At 69.0% G+C, this 25,016-nt stretch carries 21 protein-coding genes and 1 riboswitch; of the genes, 6 read left to right on the top strand and 15 right to left on the bottom strand.

Annotated elements, in window-relative coordinates; all coding sequences use genetic code 11:
- Window positions 1–128: 128 nt before the first annotated feature.
- Window positions 129–1,025 (bottom strand): ABC transporter substrate-binding protein, encoded by an 897-nt coding sequence (locus E3T40_RS05285; protein ID WP_104171829.1) that lies wholly within the window; start codon window positions 1,023–1,025, stop codon window positions 129–131.
- Window positions 1,026–1,225: 200 nt separating this feature from the next.
- Entirely contained in the window at window positions 1,226–1,702 is a 477-nt protein-coding gene (locus E3T40_RS05280; protein WP_104171828.1) for a YbaK/EbsC family protein, read from the bottom strand.
- Between the two features lie 49 nt (window positions 1,703–1,751).
- On the opposite strand from E3T40_RS05280, the gene E3T40_RS05275 reads away from it, so the two are divergent.
- Window positions 1,752–2,300: a gamma carbonic anhydrase family protein gene (locus E3T40_RS05275; protein WP_134542842.1), complete on the top strand. Its 549-nt coding sequence runs from the start codon at window positions 1,752–1,754 to the stop codon at window positions 2,298–2,300.
- Between the two features lie 172 nt (window positions 2,301–2,472).
- Here E3T40_RS05275 and E3T40_RS05270 read toward each other — a convergent pair whose 3' ends face one another.
- From E3T40_RS05270 to E3T40_RS05235, 8 genes are all read right to left on the bottom strand, one after another.
- Window positions 2,473–3,357 carry a bifunctional methylenetetrahydrofolate dehydrogenase/methenyltetrahydrofolate cyclohydrolase gene (locus E3T40_RS05270; protein WP_134542841.1) on the bottom strand — a complete coding sequence of 295 codons (885 nt, stop codon included), beginning with the start codon at window positions 3,355–3,357 and terminating at the stop codon, window positions 2,473–2,475.
- A 244-nt stretch (window positions 3,358–3,601) separates the two neighbouring features.
- Entirely contained in the window at window positions 3,602–4,900 is a 1,299-nt protein-coding gene (gene glyA / locus E3T40_RS05265) for a serine hydroxymethyltransferase (RefSeq protein WP_134542840.1), read from the bottom strand.
- A gap of 42 nt (window positions 4,901–4,942) precedes the next feature.
- Window positions 4,943–5,032, bottom strand: a riboswitch (ZMP/ZTP riboswitch).
- A 6-nt stretch (window positions 5,033–5,038) separates the two neighbouring features.
- A complete protein-coding gene (mnhG, locus tag E3T40_RS05260; RefSeq protein ID WP_104171824.1) occupies window positions 5,039–5,377 on the bottom strand; it encodes a monovalent cation/H(+) antiporter subunit G in 339 nt (112 codons plus the stop codon).
- Window positions 5,374–5,637, bottom strand: a complete 264-nt coding sequence (locus tag E3T40_RS05255; RefSeq protein ID WP_104100174.1) for a monovalent cation/H+ antiporter complex subunit F — start codon at window positions 5,635–5,637, stop codon at window positions 5,374–5,376. The genes mnhG and E3T40_RS05255 overlap by 4 nt, the downstream gene beginning before the upstream one ends.
- Window positions 5,637–6,263, bottom strand: a complete 627-nt coding sequence (locus E3T40_RS05250; RefSeq protein WP_134542839.1) for a Na+/H+ antiporter subunit E — start codon at window positions 6,261–6,263, stop codon at window positions 5,637–5,639. Before E3T40_RS05250 ends, E3T40_RS05255 begins: the two co-directional genes overlap by 1 nt.
- On the bottom strand, window positions 6,260–7,819 hold the full coding sequence (locus tag E3T40_RS05245) for a Na+/H+ antiporter subunit D (protein ID WP_134542838.1): 1,560 nt from the start codon (window positions 7,817–7,819) through the stop codon (window positions 6,260–6,262). The genes E3T40_RS05250 and E3T40_RS05245 overlap by 4 nt, the downstream gene beginning before the upstream one ends.
- The gene (locus E3T40_RS05240; protein WP_134542837.1) at window positions 7,816–8,304 is read right to left on the bottom strand and encodes a sodium:proton antiporter; all 489 of its coding nucleotides are present in this window, start codon (window positions 8,302–8,304) and stop codon (window positions 7,816–7,818) included. The genes E3T40_RS05245 and E3T40_RS05240 overlap by 4 nt, the downstream gene beginning before the upstream one ends.
- Complete coding sequence (locus E3T40_RS05235; RefSeq protein ID WP_134542836.1) at window positions 8,301–11,216, bottom strand: Na+/H+ antiporter subunit A; 2,916 nt, start codon at window positions 11,214–11,216, stop codon at window positions 8,301–8,303. Before E3T40_RS05235 ends, E3T40_RS05240 begins: the two co-directional genes overlap by 4 nt.
- 119 nt (window positions 11,217–11,335) lie before the next feature.
- On the opposite strand from E3T40_RS05235, the gene E3T40_RS05230 reads away from it, so the two are divergent.
- Window positions 11,336–12,931, top strand: coding sequence for an amino acid permease (locus E3T40_RS05230; RefSeq protein WP_134542835.1), 1,596 nt, complete (start codon window positions 11,336–11,338; stop codon window positions 12,929–12,931).
- A 106-nt stretch (window positions 12,932–13,037) separates the two neighbouring features.
- Window positions 13,038–13,457, top strand: coding sequence for a GreA/GreB family elongation factor (locus E3T40_RS05225; RefSeq protein WP_104100180.1), 420 nt, complete (start codon window positions 13,038–13,040; stop codon window positions 13,455–13,457).
- An 81-nt stretch (window positions 13,458–13,538) separates the two neighbouring features.
- Here the strand turns inward: E3T40_RS05225 and E3T40_RS05220 are convergent, their stop codons facing one another.
- Complete coding sequence (locus E3T40_RS05220) at window positions 13,539–14,855, bottom strand: MFS transporter (protein WP_134542834.1); 1,317 nt, start codon at window positions 14,853–14,855, stop codon at window positions 13,539–13,541.
- A gap of 166 nt (window positions 14,856–15,021) precedes the next feature.
- On the opposite strand from E3T40_RS05220, the gene E3T40_RS05215 reads away from it, so the two are divergent.
- From E3T40_RS05215 to E3T40_RS16315, 3 genes are all read left to right on the top strand, one after another.
- On the top strand, window positions 15,022–15,894 hold the full coding sequence (locus E3T40_RS05215) for a formyltetrahydrofolate deformylase (protein WP_104171818.1): 873 nt from the start codon (window positions 15,022–15,024) through the stop codon (window positions 15,892–15,894).
- A gap of 28 nt (window positions 15,895–15,922) precedes the next feature.
- Complete coding sequence (locus E3T40_RS05210; protein ID WP_233193932.1) at window positions 15,923–16,279, top strand: YrdB family protein; 357 nt, start codon at window positions 15,923–15,925, stop codon at window positions 16,277–16,279.
- Between the two features lie 82 nt (window positions 16,280–16,361).
- Entirely contained in the window at window positions 16,362–16,652 is a 291-nt protein-coding gene (locus E3T40_RS16315; protein ID WP_104193844.1) for a hypothetical protein, read from the top strand.
- A gap of 208 nt (window positions 16,653–16,860) precedes the next feature.
- Here the strand turns inward: E3T40_RS16315 and E3T40_RS05200 are convergent, their stop codons facing one another.
- From E3T40_RS05200 to E3T40_RS05185, 4 genes are all read right to left on the bottom strand, one after another.
- Window positions 16,861–18,321 carry a DUF222 domain-containing protein gene (locus E3T40_RS05200; RefSeq protein ID WP_166786583.1) on the bottom strand — a complete coding sequence of 487 codons (1,461 nt, stop codon included), beginning with the start codon at window positions 18,319–18,321 and terminating at the stop codon, window positions 16,861–16,863.
- A 97-nt stretch (window positions 18,322–18,418) separates the two neighbouring features.
- Window positions 18,419–19,636 carry an MFS transporter gene (locus E3T40_RS05195; protein WP_233193931.1) on the bottom strand — a complete coding sequence of 406 codons (1,218 nt, stop codon included), beginning with the start codon at window positions 19,634–19,636 and terminating at the stop codon, window positions 18,419–18,421.
- A gap of 197 nt (window positions 19,637–19,833) precedes the next feature.
- A complete protein-coding gene (locus tag E3T40_RS05190; RefSeq protein WP_241981678.1) occupies window positions 19,834–22,923 on the bottom strand; it encodes a S8 family peptidase in 3,090 nt (1,029 codons plus the stop codon).
- 148 nt (window positions 22,924–23,071) lie between these two features.
- Complete coding sequence (locus tag E3T40_RS05185; protein ID WP_134542831.1) at window positions 23,072–24,997, bottom strand: heavy metal translocating P-type ATPase; 1,926 nt, start codon at window positions 24,995–24,997, stop codon at window positions 23,072–23,074.
- Between the last annotated feature and the right edge of the window lie 19 nt (window positions 24,998–25,016).

Below are 25,016 nucleotides of genomic sequence, written 5' to 3'. Positions count from 1 at the left end.
CCCCGTGCGCATCCCCAGACCTGTGCGGGTGCGAACGAGGTTCGGCGGGGATCTCCTGAGTTAGCCACGCACGCGACGGCCGAAATCGGTGCCCGGGGTCGAGGCGGCGCGCAGCGGCGGCGACGTGCCTAGCCCCTCGCGCCGGCGTTGAGTGTGATCGTGTCGAGGCCGCCGTCGACGACCCCCCAGTCGTCCAGAATCGCCTCGTAGGTGCCGTCGTCGACCAGCGACTGCAGCGCGGCCTGCACGGCCTCGGCCATCCCGGAATCCTTCTGCACGGCCATACCGTATGGTGCCGCCTCAAACGTCTCTCCCGCGGTCTGCAGCTTGCCCGTCAACTGTGCGATCCCGTAGAGGGTGACCGGGGAGTCGGCGCTGAAGGCGTCGGCCTGGCCCAGCGCGACGGCATTCGCCGCGGCATCCTGCGTGTCGAGGGGGACCTTCTGGATCGGCGGTTTGCCGGCGGCGACGCAGGCGTCACTCTTCGCCGGGATCTCGACGGTGTCCTGGTAGGTCGTGGACTGCACGGCGACCTTGAGGCCGCACGCATCGTCGGGGTCGACGGTCGTGCCCGCGGGCGAGGCCCACTGGATGCCTGCGAGGTAGTAGTTCACGAAATCGACCTGCTTTTCACGCTCCGCCGTGTCGGTGAAGGACGACATGCCGACGTCGATCTTGCCGCCGACGACATTCGGGATGATGTTCTCGAATTTGGCCACCGTGTACTGGGCCTCGAGCCCGAGCTTGGCGGCGATCGCATCACTCAGGTCGATCGCCCAGCCGATCGGTTCGCCGGCGTCGTTTTTGAACTCGTTCGGCGCGTAATTCGGGCTGGTGCCGAAGACGAGCTTGCCCGGGGTCGCGGTCGTTTCCGGGAGGAGCGCGGCGGCCTCCTCGTCGGTGGTCACCACCTCGGCCGCGGATCCCTCCGTGACGCCAGTCGTCGGAGTGGAGTTGTCCACGCAGGCGGTAAGCAGGAGGGCGGCCACGGCGGCCAGGGCCGGAAGAGCATGTCGAGCGCGCATTTGAGCATCCTTTGTGAATTTTTCGCCATCGAAGTGATCAGAGGTGCAACTCTGCCGAGTCTATGTTCAGTGCCGGTCACGCCCGGGACGTGCCGGGCATCCGTCGCCGTACGCCGCCGAACTGTGACTTTGCCCACCGGCGAGGGAGCCATTCTCCCGGCCCGGCGGTGCGCGAGTGGCGGAGATGAGGCCGTCGGGATCTAGGGCGCGACTGCGGTGGGCTCGCCGCCGGTGATCCGCACGAGTTCGTCGAACGTGGTCGGGAACACGGTGTGCGCGTGGCCCGCAGCCGCCCAGACGACCGGGAATTCGGCGAGGGCGACGTCGACCAGGGTGCGCAGTGGCGACGGATGTCCCAGCGGCGCGACCCCGCCGATCACCTGACCGGTGGCCTGCCTGACGACATCCTTCGAGGCGCGTCCGATCGTGCCGCCCAGTCTGTCCCCCAGCCACGCCGCATCGACCCGGTGAGCCCCCGAGGTGAGCACGAGCAGCGGCTCACCATCGAGGGTGAAGACGAGCGAATTCGCGATGGCGCCACGCGAGATGCCGAGCGCCTCCGCGGCGGCGGCCGCGGTTGTGGCCGCATCGTCGAACCAGCGAATTTCCGGGTCCAGGCCGTGGGCGCGGAGAGCCTCCCGAACCCGGTCGACGGACGGATGCGCGGAATTGACCATGCCGAAATCCTAGAGCCTGCGCACGAGGCAGCCCGATAGGCTGACGCGTATGACTGCCGACAGCGCCGCCCGCATCATCACCCTGCCCGACCGACCCGGACCGGTCGTGGCCGAGACCGCCTACGTCGCCCCGGGCGCCGTGGTCGTCGGCAACGTCACACTGGCCGAACACGCCAGCGTCTGGTACAACGCCGTGCTGCGCGCCGAGGCGGAACCCATCCGGATCGGCCCCGGCTCCAACCTGCAGGACAATGTCTCCTGCCACGTGGACCACGGATTCCCGCTGATCGTTGGCCGGAATGTATCCGTCGGGCACGGGGCCGTGCTGCACGGCTGCACGGTCGAGGACGGCTCGCTGATCGGCATCATGGCGACGGTGCTGAACGGCGCCGTCGTCGGTTCCGGGTCCCTCGTCGCCGCCGGAGCTGTCGTGCTCGAGGGCACCGTCATCCCGCCCAGGTCGCTGGTCGCCGGCGTTCCCGCCAAGGTGCGGCGGCCCCTGACGGATGAGGAGGTGGCCGGCCTCGGCCACAACGCAGCGGAGTATCTGCGCCACTGCGCCCTGCACGCCTCGGTGACGGCGCTGCCGCAGCGCTGAGCCGGTCTGCCTCACGCTCGCGGCGCGGGCTGCGACTCACGGCGCAGGGAATACCGTGCGCCGGCTTCCACAGCGTGCGCCGCGACGGCGGCACCACCGAGCCTCGCCCGCACGGCCACCTGCGCGAGCCCCGAGAGGCGACCGTCACGAGGCGACCGCCCGTGGCGCCCGGCTACCTGCTGAGCGACAGCTCGGCTGCCTTCACCACGTTGCACAGCAGCATGGCGCGGGTCATCGGGCCGACGCCGCGCGGATTCGGGGACAGGAAGCCGGCGACGTTCGCGACATCCGGGTGCACGTCACCGGTCAGGGTGCCCTTGCCGGTGATCGGGTCGGTCACCCGGGTGATGCCCACGTCGAGCACGGCGGCGCCGGGCTTCACCCAGTCCGCCTGGATCAGGTGCGGCACGCCGACGGCGGCCACGACGATGTCGGCGCGCCGCACCTCGCCGGGCAGGTCGACCGTGCGGGAGTGCGTCAGGGTGACGGTGGCATCCAGACCCTTGCGGGTGAACAGCAGTCCGAGCGGGCGCCCGACGGTGAGGCCGCGCCCGACGACGACGACGCGCTGGCCGACGATCGGCACGTCGTAGCGGCGCAGCAGCTCGACGATGCCGGCCGGGGTGCAGGGCAGCGGCGAGTCCAGCTCGCCCTCGATGCCGAGCACCAATCGGCCGAGGTTCGTCGGGTGCAGGCCGTCGGCATCCTTCGACGGGTCGATCAGTTCGAGCATGGCGTTGTCGTTGTGGCCGACCGGCAGCGGCAGCTGAATAATGTAGCCGGTCACCTCGCGGGCGGAGTTCAGGTCGGCGATTGCGGCGCGCACATCGGCGCTGGTCGCCGACGCGGGCAGGTCGACCCGGATCGATTCAATGCCGACCTCGGCGCAGTCGCGGTGCTTGCCCGCGACATACGAGCGCGAGCCCGGGTCATCGCCGACCATGAGCGTGCCGAGCCCGGGCACGATCCCGTGCGCGCGGAGCTCCGCGATCCGGTCGATGAGCTCGGTCTTGACCACGGAGGCGGTCGTGACTCCGTCGAGGGTTATTGCCGTCATTGTGGATCCATTCAGTCGGTCGTTCTGACGTTTAGAGGTGCTCCGGTGCTCCGGTGCGCAGGTGCGCAGGTGCCGGAGGCACGTGCGAATTCGACGGAGATTTTGGGCAACACGCCGGTGACGGATGCCTCCAGTGGGCTTTCGCAGCAAAATCTCCGTCGAATTCGTTCGCAGGCCGTACGCCAGGGTGCGGAGCCTGCGGCGATGACACCCGGGTCGAGGGCGGCCGGGTGCGCGGCGGACGTTACTGCTGCAGACCGGGGTACAGCGGGAAGGCCTCGGTGAGCATCTTGACGCGGGCGCGGAGGCCCTCGATGTCGGCGTCGGGCTTGAGCGCCTCGGCGATGACGTCGGCGACGACCGTGAACTCCTCGTCGCCGAAGCCACGGGTGGCCAGGGCAGGGGTTCCGATGCGCAGGCCGCTGGTGACCATCGGCGGGCGCGGGTCGAACGGCACCGAGTTGCGGTTGACCGTGATGCCGACCGCGTGCAGGGCGTCCTCGGCCTGCTGGCCGTTGATCGGCGAGTTGCGGAGGTCCGCGAGCACGAGGTGCACGTCGGTGCCGCCGGTGAGCACGTCGACGCCGCCGGCGCGCGAGTCATCCGCCATCAGACGGTCGGCGAGGATGCTGGCACCGCGCAGGGTGCGCTCCTGACGTTCCTTGAACTCGGGCTCGGCCGCGAGCTTGAACGCGGTCGCCTTGGCGGCGATCACGTGCATCAGCGGGCCGCCCTGCTGGCCGGGGAACACGTTGGAGTTGAGCTTCTTCGCCAGCACCATGTCGCGCGAGAGGATCAGACCGGAGCGGGGACCGGCGAGGGTCTTGTGCACGGTGGTGGACACGACATCCGCGTAGGGAACCGGCGACGGGTGCAGGCCGGCGGCGACGAGTCCGGCGAAGTGGGCCATGTCGACCCAGAGCAGGGCGCCGACCTCGTCGGCGATGCTGCGAAAGGCCTCGAAGTCGAGGTGGCGCGGGTAGGCGGACCAGCCGGCGATGATGACCTTGGGCTTGGTCTCGAGTGCCGTCTCGCGCACGACGTCCATGTCGACCAGGAAGGTGGTCGGGTCGACGCCGTAGGCGACGGGATTGTAGAGCTTGCCGGAGAAGTTGAGCTTCATGCCGTGGGTGAGATGGCCGCCGTGGGCAAGTTCCAGACCGAGGATGGTGTCGCCGGGCGTCGCGATGGCCGAGAGCACGGCGGCGTTCGCGGTGGCGCCGGAGTGCGGCTGCACGTTGGCGTAGGCGGCGCCGAAGAGGGACTTGGCCCGGTCGATGGCGAGCTGTTCGGCGACGTCCACGTATTCGCAGCCGCCGTAGTAGCGGCGTCCCGGGTAGCCCTCGGCGTACTTGTTGGTGAGCACGGAGCCCTGCGACTGCAGCACAGCGCGCGGCACGAAGTTCTCGCTGGCGATCATCTCGAGGTAGTCGCGCTGGCGTCCGAGCTCCTGCTCGAGAACGGCGGCGATCTCGGGGTCGACGACCTCAAGGGGCTCGTTGAATGTGGACCGCAGAACGGTGGATGGCACGGATTCGGGCACGGGGTCTCCTCAGACTTCTTGTTTAACGACGTGATGATCAATCGTCGTGGCCCAGGCGTGCGGTCACTAACCGTGTCAGTCGCTCCCCGATGGTGACCCATCTTTCGTGCTACGCCAGTCGCGACAGGGTCGATCTTATCAGTCGGGCCGGGTGCCGAGCTCATCGATTATGAGCACGTCGACGCGCACATGGTGGGTGTCATAGGCGGCCCGGCCCACCATGTGCGCTGCGACCGGGGCGGTCAACGCCTGGAACACGACGATGGCCATGACGAGGGTGACGGTGCCCACGGTAAAGTTGTTTAGGGCGACGTCGGCCGTGATCGCCATGAAGCCGAAGATCTGCGGTTTGGTGGCGGCGTGCAGCCGCGATAGTACGTCGGGGAAACGGATGACGCCGATTCCGGCCGCGAGGCACATCACGGCCCCGGCGAGCACCAGGACAGCCGAGATCACGTCGCGCAGTTCGTCGCTCATTCGGTGTCCCGCACGGGCAGGAAGCGGGCGACGCTCAGCGAGCCGAGCACCGCGAAGAGGGCGAGGACCAGCAGCACCGGCAGCGTGTCGGTGTGCCGGTTGAATGCCATCTCCGCACCCATGGCGCAGATCACGGTCGCGACCAGGACATCCGAGGCGATAACCCGGTCCAGCACGGTCGGTCCCCGCACGATTCGATAGAGGGCGCACAGGGCACCGGCCCCGAACAGCACCCCGGCAATGACGGCAACGATATGCATCAGGCGGTTCCTCCCCGCTTCAGTTTCTCATTCGCATGCTGGTCGCGTGCGCGCTGGTCTTTTTCACTCCGGTCCTCGCCGCTCACCCGGTGGAGCCGTTCCACGTCTTCCCGGGACCCGAGGGCCATCACGATCCGGCGCTCCTCGGCCAATACGCCGTTCCGGAACCGCTCCACCTGTTCCGGATGCGCCACGTTCAGCACGTGCAGATAGAGGGTGGACTGCACCCGGTCCACATCGACCACGATCGCCCCGGGAACGATGGACGTCGACACCCCGGTCAGCGTCAGGATGAAGTCGCTGCGGGTGCGCAGGTGCACGGCCACGATCGCGTTGCTGGGTGTGTAGCGCGGGGAGAGCGCGAGGACGGCCACCTGCAGCGAGCCCCGGACGATGTCGAACCCGAGCCGGATCAGGTAGAGCACGGTGTACCACGGGTTCAGGCGCAAACCCAGCTCCACGGCCGGCAGGTAGAAGCCCACGGAGACGAGGGTGGCCAGCAGCGTGCCGGTGAGCAGGTTGAGCCAGGAGAACGAGCCCCAGAGCAGCATCCACAGCAGCACGAGACCCAGGAACAGGGGCGCCTGGTTGGCGATGGCGGCGAGGGGCTGCTTCGGGGTGCTCATGGCGTGCCGTTCGGGAAGACGGCGTCGATGTACGTGGCCGGGTTCTCGATGTTGGCCGCCGCGCGGGTGGTGAACGCGAACACCGGCCCGGCGAACACGGTGAGTGAGACGGTCAGCAGCAGCAGCGCCGTCGTCGCGCCGGTCATCAGCGGCGAGATGGTGCGCGTCGTGACCGTGCCCTCGTCGTCCGGGTCGACCAGGAGCGCATCGAGCATCGGCGACTCGTAGTCCTCGACCTCGCCGGCCCCCCGCCAGAACGCGATGTTCCAGACGCGGGCCAGGGCGTAGAGCGTGAGCAGCGAGGTGGCGGCGCCGGCGCCCATCAGGATGTAGGTCACCGGTTCGGCGATGTCCGCGCCGGCCTGGAAGAGGGCGATCTTGCCGAGGAAGCCCGAGAACGGCGGGATGCCGCCGAGGTTGAGCGCCCCAACGAAGAACAGGAAGGCCACGAACGGCGCCGCCGTCAACAGTCCGCCGAGCCGGGCCAGCGAGGTGGTGCCGCCCACCCGCTCGATCAGCCCCGCGCAGAGGAAGAGGGTCGTCTGCACCGTGATGTGGTGCACGACGTAGAAGATGGTGGCCGCGATCGCCAGCGGCGTGCCCATCGCGATGCCGAAGATCATGTAGCCGATGTGGCTCACCAGCGTGAACGACAGCAGCCGCTTGATGTCCGCCTGCGCGAGCGCCCCGAGGATGCCCACGATCAGGGTCAGCAACGCCACCACCATCAGCGGCACCGACAGCGGGCTCTCGGGGAAGAGCAGGGTCTGGGTGCGGATGATCGCGTAGATGCCGACCTTCGTGAGCAGCCCCGCGAACACCGCCGTGACCGGTGCCGGGGCCGTGGGATAGGAGTCGGGCAACCAGAACGACAGCGGAAACACGGCGGCCTTCACGCAGAAGGCCAGCAGGAGCAGCAGGTTGAGGATCAGCTGCACGTCCGGCGGGAGGTCCGCCACCCGCTCGGCGATCAACGCCATGGTGACGGTGCCCGTGGCCCCATAGATCAGGGCGATCGAGCTGAGGAACAGGATGGAGGAGACCAGGCTCACCACGATGTAGGTGACACCGACACGGATGCGCGCACCCGTTCCGCCGAGCGTCAACAGCACGTAACTGGCCGAGAGCAGCATCTCGAAACCAACGTAGAGGTTGAACAGGTCCCCCGCGATGAACGCGTTGAACAGCCCGGCCGCCAGCACGAGATAGGTGGGATGGAAGATCGAAACCGGGGTTTCCCGGTCTCCGTCCACGATGCCCTGCCCCACGGCGAACAGGAGCACGCCGAGCAGCATCAGCGCGGAGACCAGAAGCATGATCGCCGAGAGCCGGTCGACGACGAGCACGATGCCCCACGGCGCACCCCAGCCGCCCACGTGCACGACGGCGGGGCCGGTCTGATCGACCTGCACCAGCAGGACCGCGCCGATGATCGCCACCAGCGTCAGGGCGATCACGCTGACCACGATCTGCTGGGGGCGACGGCGGCCGAGGGCGAGGGTCAGAGCGCTTCCGAGCAGCGGGATCGTGACGACCAGAGGAACGAGGAGATTCATAGCTTCATCCCCTTGCCCGGCGCGTTGGCAGGAGCACCGAACTCGCTCTCGCGCTCGCTCGCGTCGAGGTCTTCCTGGCTGGCTGCCTCGTCCTCGGTGACCGAGCGGAAGGATTTCTCCGTGCTTGCCATGGTCTCGGCCGCATGCTCGTCGGTGACCGTGTCACCCTCGTCGCCCAGCCGGGCCAGCCACCAGGACCGGTAGATCAGTGCGAGGATGAGCGCCGTGATGCCGAAGTTGATCACGATGGCGGTGAGCATGAGCACCTGGGGCACCGGGTCGACCATCGCAGCGTCGGCGGCCGTGCCGGTGAAGATGGGCGCGTTGCCGGGGCGGCCGCTCATGATGAAGATCAGCAGGTTCGTGGCGTTGCCCACCAGCAGGAATCCGATCAGCACCCGGGTGAGACTGCGCTCCAGCATCACGTAGACGCCGGCGGCGTACAGGACCGCCATCACGATCACGAGGGTGAGGGAGGCGCTCATCCGGCTACCACCGCGCCCTGCTCGGATTGCGGGTGCGGCTCGGTCTCGCCGGCTTCCTGCTGTCGATCGACCTCGCTGCCGAGGCTGCGCAGGATGTCCAACACGAGACCGACCACGACCAGGTACACGCCGATGTCGAAGATGGTGGAGGTGCCGAAAGAGAGGGGGCCGAGCACGGGTACCGTGGTTTCGAAGTAGGCGGATTCCAGCGGGATGCCGCTGAAGAAGAGCGAGACCACGGCCATCCCGACCGCCAGCACGATGCCGAGCCCGAGGATCTTGCCGGGATCGACGGGTACCGCCTCGCCCAGCTCGTAGCGGCCTCCCGCGAGGTAGCGGGAGACGAGCGCCAGCCCGGCGATCAGGCCACCGGCGAAGCCGCCGCCGGGAGCGTTGTGGCCGGCGATGAGCAGGTAGACGGAGACGATCATGGCCGGGTAGAACAGCAGCCGCACGAGCACCTCGAGCATGATCGACCGGTCCTTCTCGGCAACCGTACGGCCGGCCAGGAGCCAGGACTGGCGAGTGACCGCATGCCCCTCGGAGGACGCGGCCGGGTCGGCGACGACCTTGCGACGGTGCGGCAGCGACCGGCGTTTGCGGGAATCGCGCAGCCGGGGCACGACCGCGTTGCGGCCCGAGACGAAGAGGAGGCTGGCGACGCCGGTGGCCACCACGATCAGCACGGAGATCTCACCCATCGTGTCCCAGGCACGGATGTCCACGAGCATCACGTTCACGATGTTGCGTCCGTGCCCCTCCTCGACCGCGAGGCGCGGAAGCTCCGCCGCGATGCTTGGGGCCTCCCGTGCACCGAGCGCGATCACGCCGATGGTGCCCATCACGGCGCCCACCAGCACGCCGATCAGCACGCGCCGCCGCCGGTGCATCGGCCGGTTGTGCTGGGCGATCTTCTGCGGCAGCCGGCGCAGCACCAGCACGAAAACGACGACGGTCATCGTCTCGACCAGGGCCTGCGTCAGGGCCAGGTCGGGAGCGCCGTGGAAGGCGAAGAACGCGACGAGGCCGTAGCCCGTGACGCCGGCCAGCAGCACGGCAGTGATGCGCTCACCGACGCGAGCCGCCATCACCGCCGCGACGCCCATGATGAGGGCGATCACGACCTGGCCCGGGTAGTCCCAGAGCACGACCTCCTCGGGCCAGCTGCGGTTGACGAAGGCCGCGAAGCCCAGGGCCAGCACGAAGACGACGAGGATGGTGGACAGGTACTGCGGCAACCCGCCCTGCTGGGCGAAGTGGGTGATGCGCGCCGCGGCCCGGTCGATGCCGCGCACGGTGGAGCCGTAGCCCTGACCGGCGTCGATGTAGGCCGGCACCGTGCCCTGCAGCCGGGCCACGCCCGGCCGCTTCCAGAACAGCACGGCGCCGAGCAGGAGAACAACGGCACTCAGGGCGAGCGCCGGTTCGAAGCCGTGCCAGAGCGCGAGGTGGTAGTCGCCGCCGCCGGGAACGGTGTCGGCGTAGGAGGCCAGCACCGGGTCGAGCAGGAAGACGAGGGGGCCGAGCAGGAGGGTGGCCACGCTGAGCAGTCCCGGCGCCAGCTGGAAGTCCCAGCGGGCGGGGTGCAGGGCGGTGTCTGCGAGGCTGACCCGGGTGCCGAAGGCACCCCAGAAGAAGCGGGCGCTGTAGGCGACCGTCAGCACGGAGCCGACCACGGTGCCGACCAGGGCCACCCAGCCCCATCCGTCGCCGGCCAGGCCTGCCTCGAGGAATGCCGTGAACACGGACTCCTTGGCGACGAAGCCGAGCAGCGGCGGGATACCGGCCATAGATGCGACCGATAGCAGGGCGATCACAGCCAGCACGGGCGCGTTGCGCCCCACGCCGGAGAGCTGTCGCCAGTCGCGGGTGCCGGCCCGGTGGTCGATGATGCCGACGGTCAGGAACAGCGCCGACTTGTAGAGGGCGTGGGCGAGGAGCAGTGCCACCCCGGCGAGCGCGGAGTCCCGGGTGCCGAAGCCGACGACGACCATCAGGAACCCGAGCTGGCTGACCGTGCCGTAGGCGAGCACCAGCTTGAGGTCGTACTGGCGCAGCGAACGCCACGCGCCGACCAGCATGGTGACGACGCCGAGGGTGACGAGCACCGGCATCCAGCCCGGCGTGTCGGCGTAGCCGGGGGCGAGGCGCGCCACCAGGTAGATGCCGGCCTTGACCATCGCGGCCGCGTGCAGGTAGGCGCTCACCGGGGTGGGCGCCGCCATCGCGGCCGGCAGCCAAAAGTGGAAGGGCACGAGCGCGGACTTAGACAGCGCGCCGACCAGGATGAGCAGCACCGACCAGGTGGTAGCCGGGCCGGTGACGGGGTCGGCGACGATCGCTGCGAGCGACGTGGTTCCGGCCTCCACCGCGAGGATGACGACCCCGACCAGCATGACCAGCCCGCCGAAGGTGGTCACCAGCAACGCCTGCAGGGCGGCGCCGCGGCTCGCCCGTTTGAACGTGTAATGCCCGATCAAAATGTAGGAGAGCACGCTCGTGATCTCCCAGAAGATGAACATGACGACGATGTCGTCGGATGTCACCAGGCCGTACATCGCGCCGGCGAACGCCAGCAGGACCGCGGCGAAGCGCCCGAGCGCCGGCTCGTCGGCGCTGAAGTAGCGGGCGCAGTAGACCAGCACGAGGGCGCCGACCCCGGTCACGACGAGGGCGAGCAGCCAGGCGAGGGTGTCGACGCGGAACGAGAGCGAGATACCCAACGCGGGAATCCACGGGACGCTCTCTGTGATCGCTCCGCCGGTCGACACGGCCCGGGTCTGGGTGAGGGTATAGCCGAAGACGGCCGCGGGGAGCAATGCGATGACGTAGAAAACACGCAGCGAGAGCCACCGCGTGAGGATCGGGGTGAGCGCGGACAGGGCAGCAAAAGTCAGGAGGATTGTCGCCATGCGGCCTCCCGGCTCTCGTGAAGTCAGAATGTCGGATTCAGTCTACCGGAGGCCGTGGACGCCGGCCCCGTGCGCGGGCGGCTAGGGTTGGCCAAAACCGGATCTATCGGAAGAGCCCCATGACGCGAGCAAGCCGGAAGCCACAACTCCCTCTTAAACCTGACCACCCCGAGTACCACGGTCGTGGCGTGGAGACGCCGTTCGAGCACATCTCGGACGCCCTCAATGTGCACGAGGATGAGGGGCTGCACAAGGGCCTCAAGGCCCGCCAGGTGCAGATGATCGCCATCGGCGGGGCCATTGGCACCGGCCTGTTCCTCGGGGCAGGCGGACGCCTGGCCATCGCCGGGCCCTCCCTCGTCTTCGTGTACGCGATCTGCGGTTTCTTTGCGTTCCTGATCTTGCGCGCGCTCGGCGAACTCGTGCTGCACCGCCCCTCGTCGGGCTCGTTCGTTTCCTACGCCCGCGAGTTCTTCGGCGAGAAGACGGCGTTCGTCACCGGTTGGCTGTACTGGCTGAACTGGGTGATGACCGCCATCGTCGACGTCACGGCCGTGGCGCTGTACATGAACTTCTTCGCGAAGTACTGGGCACCCTTCGGTGATGTGCCGCAGTGGCTGTACGCGCTCGCCGCCCTCGCCGTCGTGCTCTCCCTGAACCTTCTGTCAGTGAGCGTGTTCGGCGAACTCGAGTTCTGGTTCGCGCTGATCAAGGTGCTCGCCATCGTGGCCTTCCTGCTGGTCGGCACCTGGATGGTCATCTTCGGCACGCCGATCCCCGGCCAGGAGACGGGCTTCAGCCTGATCGGGGACAGCGGGGGCTGGCTGCCGAACGGGCTGATCGCATCCGTTCTCGTGGTGCAGGGCGTCATCTTCGCCTACGCCTCGATCGAGCTGGTCGGCACGACCGCCGGGGAGACCCAGAACCCGGAGAAGGTGATGCCGAAGGCGATCAACACCGTCATCATTCGCATCGCCGTCTTCTACGTGGGCTCGATCCTGCTGCTCTCCCTGCTGCTGCCCTACACCGCGTACAAGGCCGGCGAGAGCCCGTTCGTCACGTTCTTCGGCACCATCGGCGTCGGCGGCGTCGACGTGATCATGAACCTGGTTGTGCTCACCGCGGCCCTGTCCTCGCTCAACGCGGGCCTGTACTCGACCGGGCGCATCCTGCGGTCGATGGCGCTGGCGGGATCGGCGCCGCGCTTCGCCGGCAAGGTGAGCCGCACGGGTGTGCCGTTCGGCGGCATCCTGCTCACCGGCGTGGTCACCCTGCTGGGCGTCGCCCTGAACGCCGTCGTGCCCGACAAGGCCTTCGAGATCGTGCTGAACATGGCCGCCATCGGCATCATCAGCGCCTGGGGCATGATCGTGCTCTGCCAGCTGCGCCTGCACGCCTGGTCGAAGCTCGGCATCCTGCAGCGACCGGCGTTCCGGATGTTCGGAGCACCGTATACGGGGTACGCCAGCCTGGTCTTCCTCGTCGCCGTGCTCGTGCTGATGGCCTTCGACTGGCCGGTCGGCACGCTCACGATCAGCTCGCTCGTGATCATCATCCCGCTGCTGATCGTGGGCTGGTACGCCTGCCGCGGCCGCATTCTCGAGATCGCGAGCGCCCGCGAGGGGTTCACCGGCCAGGTGCCGATCCTCCCCAGCCGCCCGCTGTCGGACCAGCTGCGGGGCGCCGACCGGAAGGACACCGACCGCGAGGAGTAGCCGCCACGCCACCGATCGCCGATTCCCCCATGCGTGGAGCCGGGGCGGCTAGCATGGCCGATTGATCACTGCGCGGCAGATTGCCTCGCGATTTACGGAGAACTCTATGACCACCGAATCGGTGTGGCTGCCACCCCGCTCGCTCGCCCTCCTGATCGAGGAACTCGCTGTGCTGGGCAGCGACCCCACCCCGAACGCGGCCACGTCCGAGCGAATCCGGGAGCTGCGCACGACCCTCCGCCAGGCCGAGGCCTCGGTCAAACCGGACGACGGCCTGGTCGAGCCCGGGATGAGGATCACCGCGATGCTCTCCGGCGACACCCGGGCGACCGTGTTCCTCCTCGGCGAGCGTGAACTTGTCTCCCTCGACCCTGAGGTGAAGGTAGACGTGTACTCCCCCTCGTCACCGATCGGCCAGGCCATCATCGGAACCCACGTCGGCGACACCGTCGCGTACACGACGCCGACCAACGTCAGCATCCAGATCGAGATCCTCGCAGCGGTCCCGTACACCGGCGGCCGGTGAACCGACACGCTTGAGGCGTGCGGATGCTTCCGCGCCCCTCAATCGTGTCGTCTCAGCCGTTTCAGGTCGACACGCCGTCGGTCAGGCCGCCCGGCGGCGCACGACGACGTCGCTGACGATCACCAGCACGAAGGCCAGCACCAGGATTCCGACGTAGACCAGCGGCACGGCCTGCATTCCGGCCGAGCCGAGAAGCGCGGCGCCGAGAAGGGCGCCACCGCCGATCCCGGCGTTGAACGCGGTCGTGTAGATGGCGCTGGCGGTGTCACGGATGCGGAGCGAGGCCGTACGCAGCAGCCGCGTCTGCAGCAGCGGCGGCAGCATGCCGAAGGCCAGACCCCAGAGCACGAAGGCGGTGATGGCAACCGGCAGCGTCGCCGCGAAGAGGGCCAGCACGGTCACGCTCAGCGCCGACACGGCGATGCCGATGACGAGCCCGAGCTGCGGCCGGGGGCCGAAAACCGTGCCGGAGAGCACCAGGCCGACCGCGCCGGCAATCCCATAGGCGAACAGGAGCGGGGCGACCGCGCCGGAGTCCACGCCCATCTCGTCGATCAGGAATGGGGCGATGTACGTGTAGAACGTGTAATGCCCGACCATGGTCAGGCCGGTGATCACGGAAAGCAGGATCACGGCGCGCATGGTCGGGTCGCGACGCGGTTCAGCGATAGCAGTGGCGGTATGTGCGGCGGCGGCCCCCGCGTTGCCGGCCGCGGTCGGATCGCTTGCCGTGGCATCCGTCACGCGAGCACCATAGTGCGACACCGGCGGCAGGAACCGCCAGACGACGACCGCGCCGATCAGCATGAGGGCGGCGAGGGCCAGGAACGACAGCCGCCAGCCGAGCAGGTGCCCGGCGGCGGTGGCGATGGGCACCCCGAACACGAAGGCGAGCGTGCCGCCCGAGACGGTGATGGCCACGGCGCGGCCGATCTGTTCCCGCGGCACGAGGTGCGCGGCGTAGGCGCCGACGACGGCCCAGAATAGGCCGTGGGCCATTCCGCCGATGATGCGCCCGCCGACCATGAAGGCGTAGTTGGGGGCGATGGCGGTGAGCACATTGCTGATCGCCAGCACCACGAGCACGAGCACAATCAGACCGTGCCGCGGCAGGCGGCGGGTGAGGTGGGCGAGCGAGGTGCTCGTGAGCACCACGGTGAACGCGAACCAGGAAACGAGCAGGCCGACCTGTCCCTCGGTGACCCCGAGCGCCCGGCTCATGTCGGGTAGAAGGCCCGTCGGAAGCATCTCGGAGGTGACGGAGAGGAAGACGGCGGCGGCCAGGGCGAGCAGGCCCACCCAGGGGAAGGGTCGGGCGGCGGCCGCGATGCTCTCCGGCGCGTGCGGCGCTTCCGCCGCTTCCAGCGAGGGCAGGTTGATAGGTGCGGTGAATGACATGGCTCTGTGGCTCACAGACGGGGACAGGGGCAGCGCGGGTGTGCCGCGGGCCGGTCCGGATCGACTGCGCGCCGACGTGCGCGCCCGGGGCCGGCGTGCTGCGCCGACCGCTACCTAGCCTAGCCGACGGGCCGAGTGTGCGGCAGGGGGCCGGTAACCTAGTCCGATGACCTCTTCCCTTGCACCGAACCCGCGCCACCATTGGGTGATCACTCTCGTCTGCGTCGACCAGCCGGGTATCGTGCACGCGGTCAGCGGCGCGATCGTGCGGGCGCGCGGCAACATCACCGAGAGCCAGCAGTTCACCAGCGCCGACACCGGCCGGTTCTTTATGCGGCTGCAGGTGGAATCCGCGGCGAGCCAGGCTGATCTCGAGGACGAGCTCGCCCCGGTCGTGCGCAGATACGCCATGGAATCCGTCATCGATGTCGTCGGGCGTCCCAAGCGCACCCTGATCCTGGCCTCGACCGCCGGAAACTGCGTCAACGACATGCTCTTCCGCCAGCGCGGGGGCCAGCTGCCTATCGAGGTTCCGCTGGTGCTGAGCAACCACGGCACGCTGCGCGACCTGGTCGGCTTCTACGGGGTGCCGTTCGAGTCGCGTCCGGTGACGGATGCCGCCGGCAAGGCGGCCTTCGAGACTCGCGTCGTCGATGCCATCACCGAGCACGACATCGAGCTCGTGGTGCTCGCCCGGTATATGCAAATCCTCTCCCCCGCACTCTGCACGCTGCTGGAAGGCCGCGCCATCAACATCCACCACTCCTTCCTGCCCGGGTTCAAGGGCGCCAACCCCTACAAGCAGGCGCACGCCCGCGGGGTGAAATTGATCGGGGCGACGGCCCACTTCGTCACGGGCGACCTCGACGAGGGTCCGATCATCGAGCAGAACGTCGTGCGGGTGGACCACTCGCGCAGCCCGGCCGAACTCGTCGCCATCGGACAGGACGAGGAGAGCCGCACCCTGACCCAGGCGGTCACCTGGTTCGCCGAGCACCGGGTCCTGCTCGACGGCGCCCGCACCATCATCTTCAGGTAGCCTCCCGCCTCTCGGTAGGATGGGGCGAGTGACCGATACGAGCGCGACGACCAGTACCAGCCCCAACGACATCGTGCGCTTCCTGCTCGAATTGTTCGCGTTCATCAGCCTGGGCATCTGGGGCTTCACCGCGTGGCCGCTGCCGTGGCCGGGCGTGCTCATGGGCATCCTCGCCCCTGCCTTCGCCATTGTGCTCTGGGCGCTGTTCCGCTCGCCCAAGGCGGTCTTCCGCCTCGACCCGTTCGGCAAGGCCATCGTCGAGATCAGCGTCTTCGGGGCCGCCGCGCTGGCCTGGTGGGACCTCGGCCTGCCGCTGGTCGCCGTGATCTTCGCCCTGGTGGCCACGGTCAGCGGCGTCATCTCGGGCCGCGCAGAACTGCGCTGAGGACGGCCGCCGCACAGTCAGGCTGCCTTGGCTCGAACGGCGCCGGAAAGACGACGACCATCCGGTTGCCGTTGGGCATGCCGTGGCCGACGTCCGGGCAGGCGCCGATGCCCGAGGCACCATTGACCTCCTGGTCTCTAACCCGATCGGGCGCTGCCAGTTGCTCCTGGCGAAGTTCGCCGCCCTCCCGCTGGGCACCATCCTGCTTGCCGAGAGGACCGGAGTCTCCCTGGTCGTGCTCGGCGCCGTGGCCGAGATGAGGTTCCCGAAGGATAACGTGGCAACCGCGATGCTGCACCGGGAACTGCTCGGGGAGAGTCGGTGCGCTGGCGCTGGCGGCCGCATCGGGCAGGACCGTGCAGAACCGGGTTGAGCCGGGTTGAGCCGGGTTGAGCCGGGTTGAGCCGGGAGGATCCCGGCCCCAAGGTTCCCCTGACGCCGGCCGAGGTTGTCAGACCAGGTGACGAACCCTCCCAAGGTTCCCCGACGCTGGTCGAGCTTGTCAAGACCCGGCGACCGGTCCTCCGGAGGTTCCCGCGACGCTGATCGAGCCTGTCGAGACCAAAGGCCAGACCCCCGCCCTACAGCCCTGTTCTCTTGCTCTGTAACACAATACGCGTCTGCTCCGGGTCGACTTCCGCCGGTGGACGCAGCCAGTACTGGGTTTTGGTGCGGGTTATCTTCCAGTGCTGATTATGCAGCAGCAAATGGTGCGGGTGGCACAGCAGCACTCCGTTGGCGAGGTCGGTGTACCCATTGTCCGTGAGCCACTCACTGATGTGGTGGGCCTCGCTCCAGGCCGGTGATCGGTCGCAGCCGACCCAAAGGCATCCGCCGTCACGCACTGCCATCGCGGCGCGCTGTGCCTCGGTGAAGAGTCGTTCGTCACGGCCGACGTTGATGATCTGACCGTCTTCGTCGAATTTGATGCCACGGGTGCCTGTGTCGCAGAGCAACCGGTCGATGGTGTCCTGCGAGATCGGGACGGGGTTGCCCTCGATCTGCCCGTGCGCGGCGGGTTCGGCCGCCTGATCCGGCCCGGTCTGCCCGGCCTGCACCGTCTGCCCCGTCTTGAGCGCCTTTTCGGTCACGATCACGCGCACCGAGGGGCGTCGCCCGCCGAACACGCGGCCGGGGTCGGCCTCGCCGGCGATCGTGAGCAGCTGCACAAGCGAGTCCGCGTTGATCTGCGCGTTGCTGCGCGGGTCGTCCTGCATCTTCTCGGCCCAGGCGGCCCGCTCCTTATCGACGAATCGCACCCCGCCGCGGCGCGGGCCGGTGATGGAGTCAAAGGTCGAAAGCACGAACTCGCCGTCTTCGGGGGCGAAGAGGCCGTTCAGGCGCACGTTCCCGTTGCTGAGCCGGTAGACCTTCAGGTAGCGGTCGTCGTGGGCCTGCTTCTCCCGGGCGGCGATGCCGGCCTCGTCAAGGTGGTCACGCATCCGTCTTGCGCGTTTGAAGACCTCGTCGGCGTTCAACGTTGACACCTCGGCCAGCAGGGACTCCAGCGCCGCTCCGAGCTTCTCGGCGGTGACGGCGGCGTCGATCTGGCCGAGGCCGGCGCGGATCGACTCGGCCGCGTCGACCGAGAGCGTGCCGGCGGTGACGGCCCGGGCGATCGGCGCCTGCCACGGCACCTTCGCGACGAATTCGGCGACCTCGACGGCATCCGTGTCGGGCGACGAGAGCACCTCCTCGACCAGCTTCTCGGCCGCCTCGGTGTCGGCCATCATCGTGCCGACTGCGACCAGTTTGTAGGCGTCACCTTTGGACGAGCCCGTCCAGTTCTGGATCAGGGCTTCCGGGGACAAGTACCCCTGCTGCGCGGCCAACCCCGAATGGCCGAGCTCCGGCCGCGAACGGTCAGCAATGGTTGCGGCCATCAACGCGGCATAGGTGTCGAGCAGACGGCGGGCGCATGCGATTCGCTTCTGACCGGCCAGCGCCTCGGCGTCGGGAAGGGCTGCGAGGTCGGCGCTCGAGGAACCCAACAGCGCGACGGCGTCGGCCGCCTGCCTGAAGTCTTCCGCGAGGTTCGTCATGTTACGAGGATACCTCGTTGCGCACATGAAGTCGAGTGTCTGTCACTATTTATTGGTGACAGTTTCGTAGCTGCATTCGACCCCTCTCGGGGCGGGACTACGCCGGGTGGGCCTGCCGCGGCATCCGCAGCGCGTAGACAGAGGTCGCGAAGAACAGCAAGGCGCCGACGCCGAAGGCTACCGGATAGGACACGCTGTCGACAAGAAAGCCGGCCGCGAGCGGGCCGACGATGGCACCCAGGTCGGAGAACATCGAGAAGACCGACACGGGTCGACCGCCACCGGCGCCGGCCGCGTCGCCGACGGATGCGGCCGGGGCGGTGCCCATGAACGCCGAGGCCACGCCGTAGAGGCAAAGCAGCGCCGTGAGCACGATGATGTTCGGCGCGAACGGGACCGCGAGGATGGTGAGCCCGGCAACCAGGAATGCCCCGATGATGGCCGGGCGACGGCCCACAGTGTCGACGAACCGCGCGGCCGGCGCGAGTGCCACCGTCTGGGCGACGGCCGCGAAGGCGAAGGCGATGCCGGTCCAGACGGTCGGACCCCGCAGCACCTCGACGACCAGCACGGGGATCAGCGCGTTGCGCACGCCGAACGAGTTCCAGCCGGTGGAGAAGTTGGCGATGCACGCCGCGCGGAACCGGGTGTCCCGCAGCACCGTTCGGAACGGGATGCGCTCGGGCGCCGGGCCGGCCGCGGCGACGACCCCACCCCGCACCGGGCGCAGCAGCACGAGCCCGAGGATGCCGGCAACGGCGAGCGTCGCGGCGTAGAAGAAGAACGGCGCGGTGAGCGAGATCGTGGCGAGGAGTCCGCCGAGCGCGGGGCCGGCCATCCCGCCGAGCAGGAACCCACCCTGGTAGAACCCGATGGCCCTGGCCCGGAATCCCGGTGCCGTGGAGCCGAGCAGGAGAGTCATGGCCGCAACCGTGAACATGGCCGAACCGACGCCGCCGGCTCCGCGCAGGAGCAGCAGCTGCGGATAGTTCTGGGCCACGCCGACCAGCCCGCTGGAAACGGCGACGATCCCGATGCCGGAGGCGAGGATCACGCGTTCGCCGGCCCAGTCGATCAGGCGCCCGGTGAACGGGCTGGAGACGAAGCGCATCAGCGCGAACGCGGAGACGACGGCGCCGATTTCCAGGTAGCCGACCCCGAAGCTGCGCACGTAGACGGGCAGCACCGGCACGACGACGCCGAAGCCCACCATCACGAAGAACGCGATCACGCCGAGCACGTAGACCTCTCGGGACAGCCGCGGCCGGCTCACGCCGAGGGTCTCGCCGCCTCGGCGCATTCGTGCGAATCGCATTACCTCAGGGTAAGCCTTCGCTCGGTGTCCGTCCGCCGCCCGCCCAGAACCGCACCCCTGACGAATTCGACGGAGATTTTGCCCAAAACGGGTTCGAAACAGCTCGCAAGCGGCCTCGTGTCGCAAAATCTCCGTCGAATTGGTTCGACGCCGGACGCAGCGGGCTAGTCCGACCTCGCTGACGAACCTGGCGGCCGCTAGTTCTCCACCGCCACGACCGTCGAGAAGCCAGTGTCGCCGTAGCGCACCAGCCCGAGGTAATCCGTGCCCGCGGCCAGACCACTCCACGAGGCCGTGTAGGTCGCTTCAACGCCCTGCACTCCCGGGAGAGGGTTCGGGGCAACGGTGAACGCTCCGGCGCCGGCACCCGGCGCGACCGTGAAGGTGGTCAGGTCGTACCGGTCGGTGCCACTGAAGACCGACGCGACAACCTGGTAGTACCCGGCCGTCGGGTTCAGCAGGTCGACGTGTTCGTCCGTCGCCGCCGTGGCCGACTGCCAGCCTTCGATCGGCGTGCCGCCCTTGCCGCTCAACCGGTTGACCACCAGGTCAAGGTCGGCGGCGTCGGTCAGTGAATCAAGGTCGAAGCGCTGCAACACCGTTCCCGCCGGAACCTGCACGGTGAAGACGATCTCCGTTCCGGGGAGCCCCGTTCCGGTGTAGGCCTTGCCCGGGCCGCCCTTCTTCTCCCTGAGCAGCACGCCGGCCGCGAGGCCGTCGGTCGCCAGGGGGATGTCGGCGGTCGTGCCGGGCGTCACGCGGATGCCGACGGAGCCGGCCAGACCGGTTCCGTCGGCGGTGATCGGCGACTCGAGGGTGACGGGCTTGACCGCCACCGGGCTGTGCACGACGGTCGCGCCGCTGGTCCAGCTGAGCGAGCCGGTCGCGAACGTGTCGACGGGCGCATCCGTTCGGGAGAACGTCGCCGTGTAGGACTGAGTCTCCCCTGCCGCGCCGAAGGTCAGCGTGGACGGCTCGATCGTCACGTCGATGCCAGCGAGGCCGGACACCGAGGCGTCGAAGGTGCCCGCCTGGGTCGACGTCACCGTGCGGGTGATCGCCTCCGGCCGGGTGAGCGAACCGATGCCGATCGAGGCCAGGTTGAGGTTCGACGGGTCGACCGCGGTGACGGCGTCCAGGCCGCCCCCGGTGTAGCCGGCGCCCTTGATGTAGGACATCCAGTCGCTCTCCCCGTTCAGGTAGACGAGTCCCGGCGTGAAGAACTTCGTCGGGTCGACGTGGCCGGCGCCCTGCAGAAACGGGTCAGTCACGGCAGCGCCGGAGCCGGCGACCGTGTCGTAGGCGGTGGTCATGAAGGCCGATTTCACCTCGGCCGGGCTCGCGCTCGGCGTCTGGCCCAGGTAGAGGGCGGCAAGGCCCGCCACGTGCGGCGACGACATCGACGTTCCGGACAGGAACTGGTACGTGCCTGCCGCGCCCGCGGCGTTGGCACCGCCGGCGAGAATCGCAACCCCGGGCGCCGAGACGTCCGGCTTGATGATGTCACTGCCGTCGGCAAGTACCGGTCCGCGCGAGGAGAACCCGGCGACCTGCGGGGTGGGCGGAGTGGTCCCGAGCGCGTTGCCCGGCGTGAGGGTCACGGTCGCCCCGGCGGTGCCTGCGTAGGCGAAGGCCGTGGCGAACGCTTCGGCGTTGAGGTGCACCGTCGGCACCGCGTGCTGGTCGAGGTCGAGCGAGCTGGCCGTCTTGTTCACCAGCACCATGCCGATACCCCCGGCGCGCTTCACCTCGACGGACTTGGCGACCCGGTCATAGACGCCGCGCTGACAGAACACGATCGTGCCGGTCACCTTGGCCGGGTCGAGCGAGTTCGGCCCGCAGAGCAAGGGGTCTGTTCCGCGCCGGGCGGCGACGAGGTCACCGCGCACCAGCGCACCGGTCACGCCGACGGCGGGGACCGTGATCGAGCCGCCGCCATAGGCAGGGCCGCTGCCGAGGGTGGCGGTGGCCTCGTAGCTCGGAATGGTGCTGGCCGCCACGGTGGTGATCCACGGCGATGCGTTATCGAGCGTGGAGGCGTCGGGACCGGCGTTACCGGCCGACGCCGCCACGAAGATGCCGGCGGATGCCGCGCCCAGGAAGGCGACGTCGGTGGCGGAGACCGTGGTCTGGGCCGCACCGCCGCCGATCGAGAAGTTGATCACGTCGACACCGTCGGCCGTGGCCTGGTCGATCGCCGAGAGGAGGTCGCTGGTGGCGCATCCGTCGTCGTCCTGGCTGACCGGGTCGGGGCCGGACCAGCAGACCTTGTACGCGGCGATCTTCGCCGCGGGCGCAACGCCCGAGATGGTGCCGAAGTCGATGCCACCGACCGACGCGGCGACGGCGTGGTTGCCGGCTGCGGTGCCGCCGGTGTGTGAGCCGTGGCCGTCGCCGTCGCGCGGCGAAAGGTACTCGCCGACGCTTTCGGCACCGATCCGGGAGGCGCCGAACCCGTCGACGTAGTACCGGGCACCGACGATTTTGGTGCTGCAGTCGTCCGCGGTGAACTGCACACCCACGACGCAGGCGCCGGTGAAGGTGCCGCCGTCGGACTTGCCGAAGCGGATGCCGCCGTCGGCCGTGCGAAACGGAGCGTCGCCGGAGTCGGTGCCGAGGGGGCCGCCGGCGAAGGACCCGTTCTCCGGGGCGATGCCGGTGTCGATGATACCGACGACGACGCCGGTGCCGGCCGCGTCAACGCCGCCGACCGCGTCCCAGACGCCGCCGGCGCCGGCGGCGTCACCAAGCCCGAGGAAGTCGGTCGAGGACTGCGCCGTGACCCGGCGGATCGCGTCCTTCTCGACGGCGAGAACCTTTCGGTTCGCGGAGAGCGCGGCGGCCTGGGCCGTGGTGAGTTCGGCGGCGAATCCGTTGAGTGCGGTCGTGTAGGAGACGCTGACGCTCACCCCGGCGGTCGCGGCGACCCTTCTCTGCTCGGTTGCGAGGTGCGCGGCGTAAGCGGTCGCGTTCTTCGAGCTCGCGTCGAGCTGCCGGCCTGGGGCCGGCTTGGTGGCGTCGAAACCGGCGACGCCGCCGGAGTAGGCGGCGACCGCGCTGGCGGCCAGCGTGACGACGTAGCGGCCGGCCTCGAAGGCGGCGGCCGGTTTTTCGATGGCCAACCGCGGAGCCTGCTGCGGTGCGGCGCCGGCTGCGACGGTGCCGCCGACGAGGGCCGCGGTAGCCACCAGCCCGACGGTCAGGGCCACCGCGGTGGCCCGGCACAGTGCGCGCGGCGGCCGGGGGTCGAGGTCCCAGGGTGAGAAATGCCGATTTCGTGAGTTCACGTGCATCATCCAATCCGTTCAACGACGAAAGGTTGACCCCCAACGGAGGGACATGAACTTGAAGCTAGCTGAATTCGACCTCAGACTGTGCAACTTGCACGCGTTGACACCTGAACTGGGGGCATCCAGCACAATAGGGTGACGCGACTCAGCGACTCAGCGCGCCGGCCGCCGCCGGCTTGCGAGCGGCGATCTGAGCCTGCACCGAGGCGTCCCGGCGACCGCCGATCGCCCGCAACGCGTTCAGGATCGTGGCCAGGTCGACGAATTCCTGCAATAGCGCCCCCGCAGTGGCGGGAATGAAGCCGAACGCGGCCAGGACCATCAGGCCGAGGCTCAGAGCGATGCCGAGCCAGATGCTCTGCAGCGCGATCCGGATGGTGTCCTGGCCGATCGCGACCGCGCGGGCGGCGCGAGTCAGATCGTCGATCAGGATGACGACGTCGGCCGATTCGCTCGCGGCCGTGGCCCCGCGGGCTCCCATGGCGATACCGACGTCGGCGACGGCCAGCACGGGAGCGTCGTTCACCCCGTCGCCGACCATGATCACCGGGCGGTGGGCCAGGCCACGCACGGCGTTGACCTTGTCGGCGGGCAGGCAGTCCGCCTGCACCTGCTCGATCCCCACCAGCGCCGCGATGTGCTCGGCGGTGGGCCGAGCGTCGCCGGTGAGCATCACGGTGTCCCGCAGGCCGAGCGCCCGCAGATCCGCCAGAGTCTGCGGTGCGTTCTCCCGCAGCGTGTCGCTGGCGACGATGCTGCCGGCGAAGCGCCCGTCGACGGCGATGTAGATGGCCAGTTCGCCGCCCTCGATCGGGGCGGCCACGGCATCCGTCGCCCGTTCCCGGATGAACGACAGCTTGCCCACGGTGACCTCGCGGGCGCCCAGCCGGGCCACGACGCCGTGCGCGGGAACCTCGTCCGCGGTCTCCGACCCGATCAGCTCCAGCCCGCGGGTCCGGGCCGCCGCGATCACGGATGCCGCGAGCACGTGCGACGAATACTGCTCCGCGGACGCGGCGAGTGCGAGCAACTCGTCCTCGTCGAAGCCGGGCTCGGGAAGCACGCGGGCGATGGTGGGGCTGCCGTGGGTGAGCGTGCCGGTCTTGTCGAAGACCACGGTTTTGGCCCGGGAGAGCATTTCGAGCACCCCACCGCCCTTGACGATGATGCCGTTGCGGGCGGCCCGGCTCATGCCGCCCATGAAGGCGACCGGTGCGGAGATCAGGAGTGGGCAGGGGGTCGCCACCACCAGCACCTCGGCAAACCGGGCCGGGTCGCCGCTGACGATCCAGGCCAGGGCGCCGATCGAGAGCGAGACCGCAGTGAACGGCACGGCGTAGCGATCCGCCAGGCGCACCACGGGGGCCTTGCTGGCCGATGCCTCTTCGACCAGCGCGATGATCTGCTGGTACTGGCTGTCCGCGGCGGTCGCGGTGGCTCGGATGGTGGCGGCAGCCTGGCCGTTGATCGACCCGCTGAGCACGGCGTCGCCGGCTTCGCGCTCGACCGGGAGGCTCTCCCCAGTGAGCGAGGACTCGTCGAAGACTGCGCTGACGGAGACCAGAGCGCCGTCGACCGGCACGATCTCGGCGGGGCGAACGAGAAGCAGGTTGCCCGGCCGCACGTCGGTGGCCGGCACGTCCTCGACCTCGCCTTTTCCGGTGTCGGTATCGGTATCGGTATCGGTGCCGGCGCCGAGCCGGTGCGCGATCTGCGGGGCCCGCCGGAGCAGGGCGTCGAGCTCGCGCTTGGCCCGGTTCACGGCGAAGTCTTCGAGGGCCGCGCCTCCGGTGAGCATCAGCACGATGATCAGGGTGGCCACGTATTCGCCCACCAGCACCGTGGCGACGATGGCCGTGATCGCGAGCACGTCGACACCGAGGGTGCCGCGCAGCAGCCGTCGTACCATGCCGATCGTTTCGTAACCGGCGACCAGCAGGCCGAATCCACTGAACAGCCAGCGCACGGCATCCGTCTGACCGCCCAGGGCGAGCACCGCGCCGATGAGCCCGAGCAGCACGGTCGTTGCGACGAGAGGGTAACGACGAACGGCGGCGACCAGAGACGACATGGTCATATTCTTGCCTCAC

The organism is Cryobacterium sp. TMT1-19, assembly GCF_004403055.1.
Lineage (GTDB): Bacteria > Actinomycetota > Actinomycetes > Actinomycetales > Microbacteriaceae > Cryobacterium > Cryobacterium sandaracinum.
The sequence above is the reverse complement of the archived record's forward strand: the minus strand, read 5'-3'. Positions and strand labels throughout refer to the sequence as shown.

Bases quoted from the DNA above. Each gene is read 5' to 3' on its own strand.
- E3T40_RS05220 (WP_134542834.1), bottom strand. From the start codon at position 14,855: ATGTCATTCACCGCACCTATCAACCTGCCCTCGCTGGAAGCGGCGGAA.
- E3T40_RS05285 (WP_104171829.1), bottom strand. From the start codon at position 1,025: ATGCGCGCTCGACATGCTCTTCCGGCCCTGGCCGCCGTGGCCGCCCTC.
- E3T40_RS05245 (WP_134542838.1), bottom strand. From the start codon at position 7,819: ATGAATCTCCTCGTTCCTCTGGTCGTCACGATCCCGCTGCTCGGAAGC.
- E3T40_RS05235 (WP_134542836.1), bottom strand. From the start codon at position 11,216: ATGGCGACAATCCTCCTGACTTTTGCTGCCCTGTCCGCGCTCACCCCG.
- mnhG (WP_104171824.1), bottom strand. From the start codon at position 5,377: ATGAGCGACGAACTGCGCGACGTGATCTCGGCTGTCCTGGTGCTCGCC.
- E3T40_RS05225 (WP_104100180.1), top strand. From the start codon at position 13,038: ATGACCACCGAATCGGTGTGGCTGCCACCCCGCTCGCTCGCCCTCCTG.
- E3T40_RS05195 (WP_233193931.1), bottom strand. From the start codon at position 19,636: ATGCGATTCGCACGAATGCGCCGAGGCGGCGAGACCCTCGGCGTGAGC.
- E3T40_RS05280 (WP_104171828.1), bottom strand. From the start codon at position 1,702: ATGGTCAATTCCGCGCATCCGTCCGTCGACCGGGTTCGGGAGGCTCTC.
- E3T40_RS05250 (WP_134542839.1), bottom strand. From the start codon at position 6,263: ATGAGCACCCCGAAGCAGCCCCTCGCCGCCATCGCCAACCAGGCGCCC.
- E3T40_RS05255 (WP_104100174.1), bottom strand. From the start codon at position 5,637: ATGCATATCGTTGCCGTCATTGCCGGGGTGCTGTTCGGGGCCGGTGCC.
- E3T40_RS05185 (WP_134542831.1), bottom strand. From the start codon at position 24,997: ATGTCGTCTCTGGTCGCCGCCGTTCGTCGTTACCCTCTCGTCGCAACG.
- E3T40_RS05215 (WP_104171818.1), top strand. From the start codon at position 15,022: ATGACCTCTTCCCTTGCACCGAACCCGCGCCACCATTGGGTGATCACT.
- E3T40_RS05270 (WP_134542841.1), bottom strand. From the start codon at position 3,357: ATGACGGCAATAACCCTCGACGGAGTCACGACCGCCTCCGTGGTCAAG.
- E3T40_RS05200 (WP_166786583.1), bottom strand. From the start codon at position 18,321: ATGACGAACCTCGCGGAAGACTTCAGGCAGGCGGCCGACGCCGTCGCG.
- E3T40_RS05275 (WP_134542842.1), top strand. From the start codon at position 1,752: ATGACTGCCGACAGCGCCGCCCGCATCATCACCCTGCCCGACCGACCC.
- E3T40_RS05240 (WP_134542837.1), bottom strand. From the start codon at position 8,304: ATGAGCGCCTCCCTCACCCTCGTGATCGTGATGGCGGTCCTGTACGCC.
- E3T40_RS05230 (WP_134542835.1), top strand. From the start codon at position 11,336: ATGACGCGAGCAAGCCGGAAGCCACAACTCCCTCTTAAACCTGACCAC.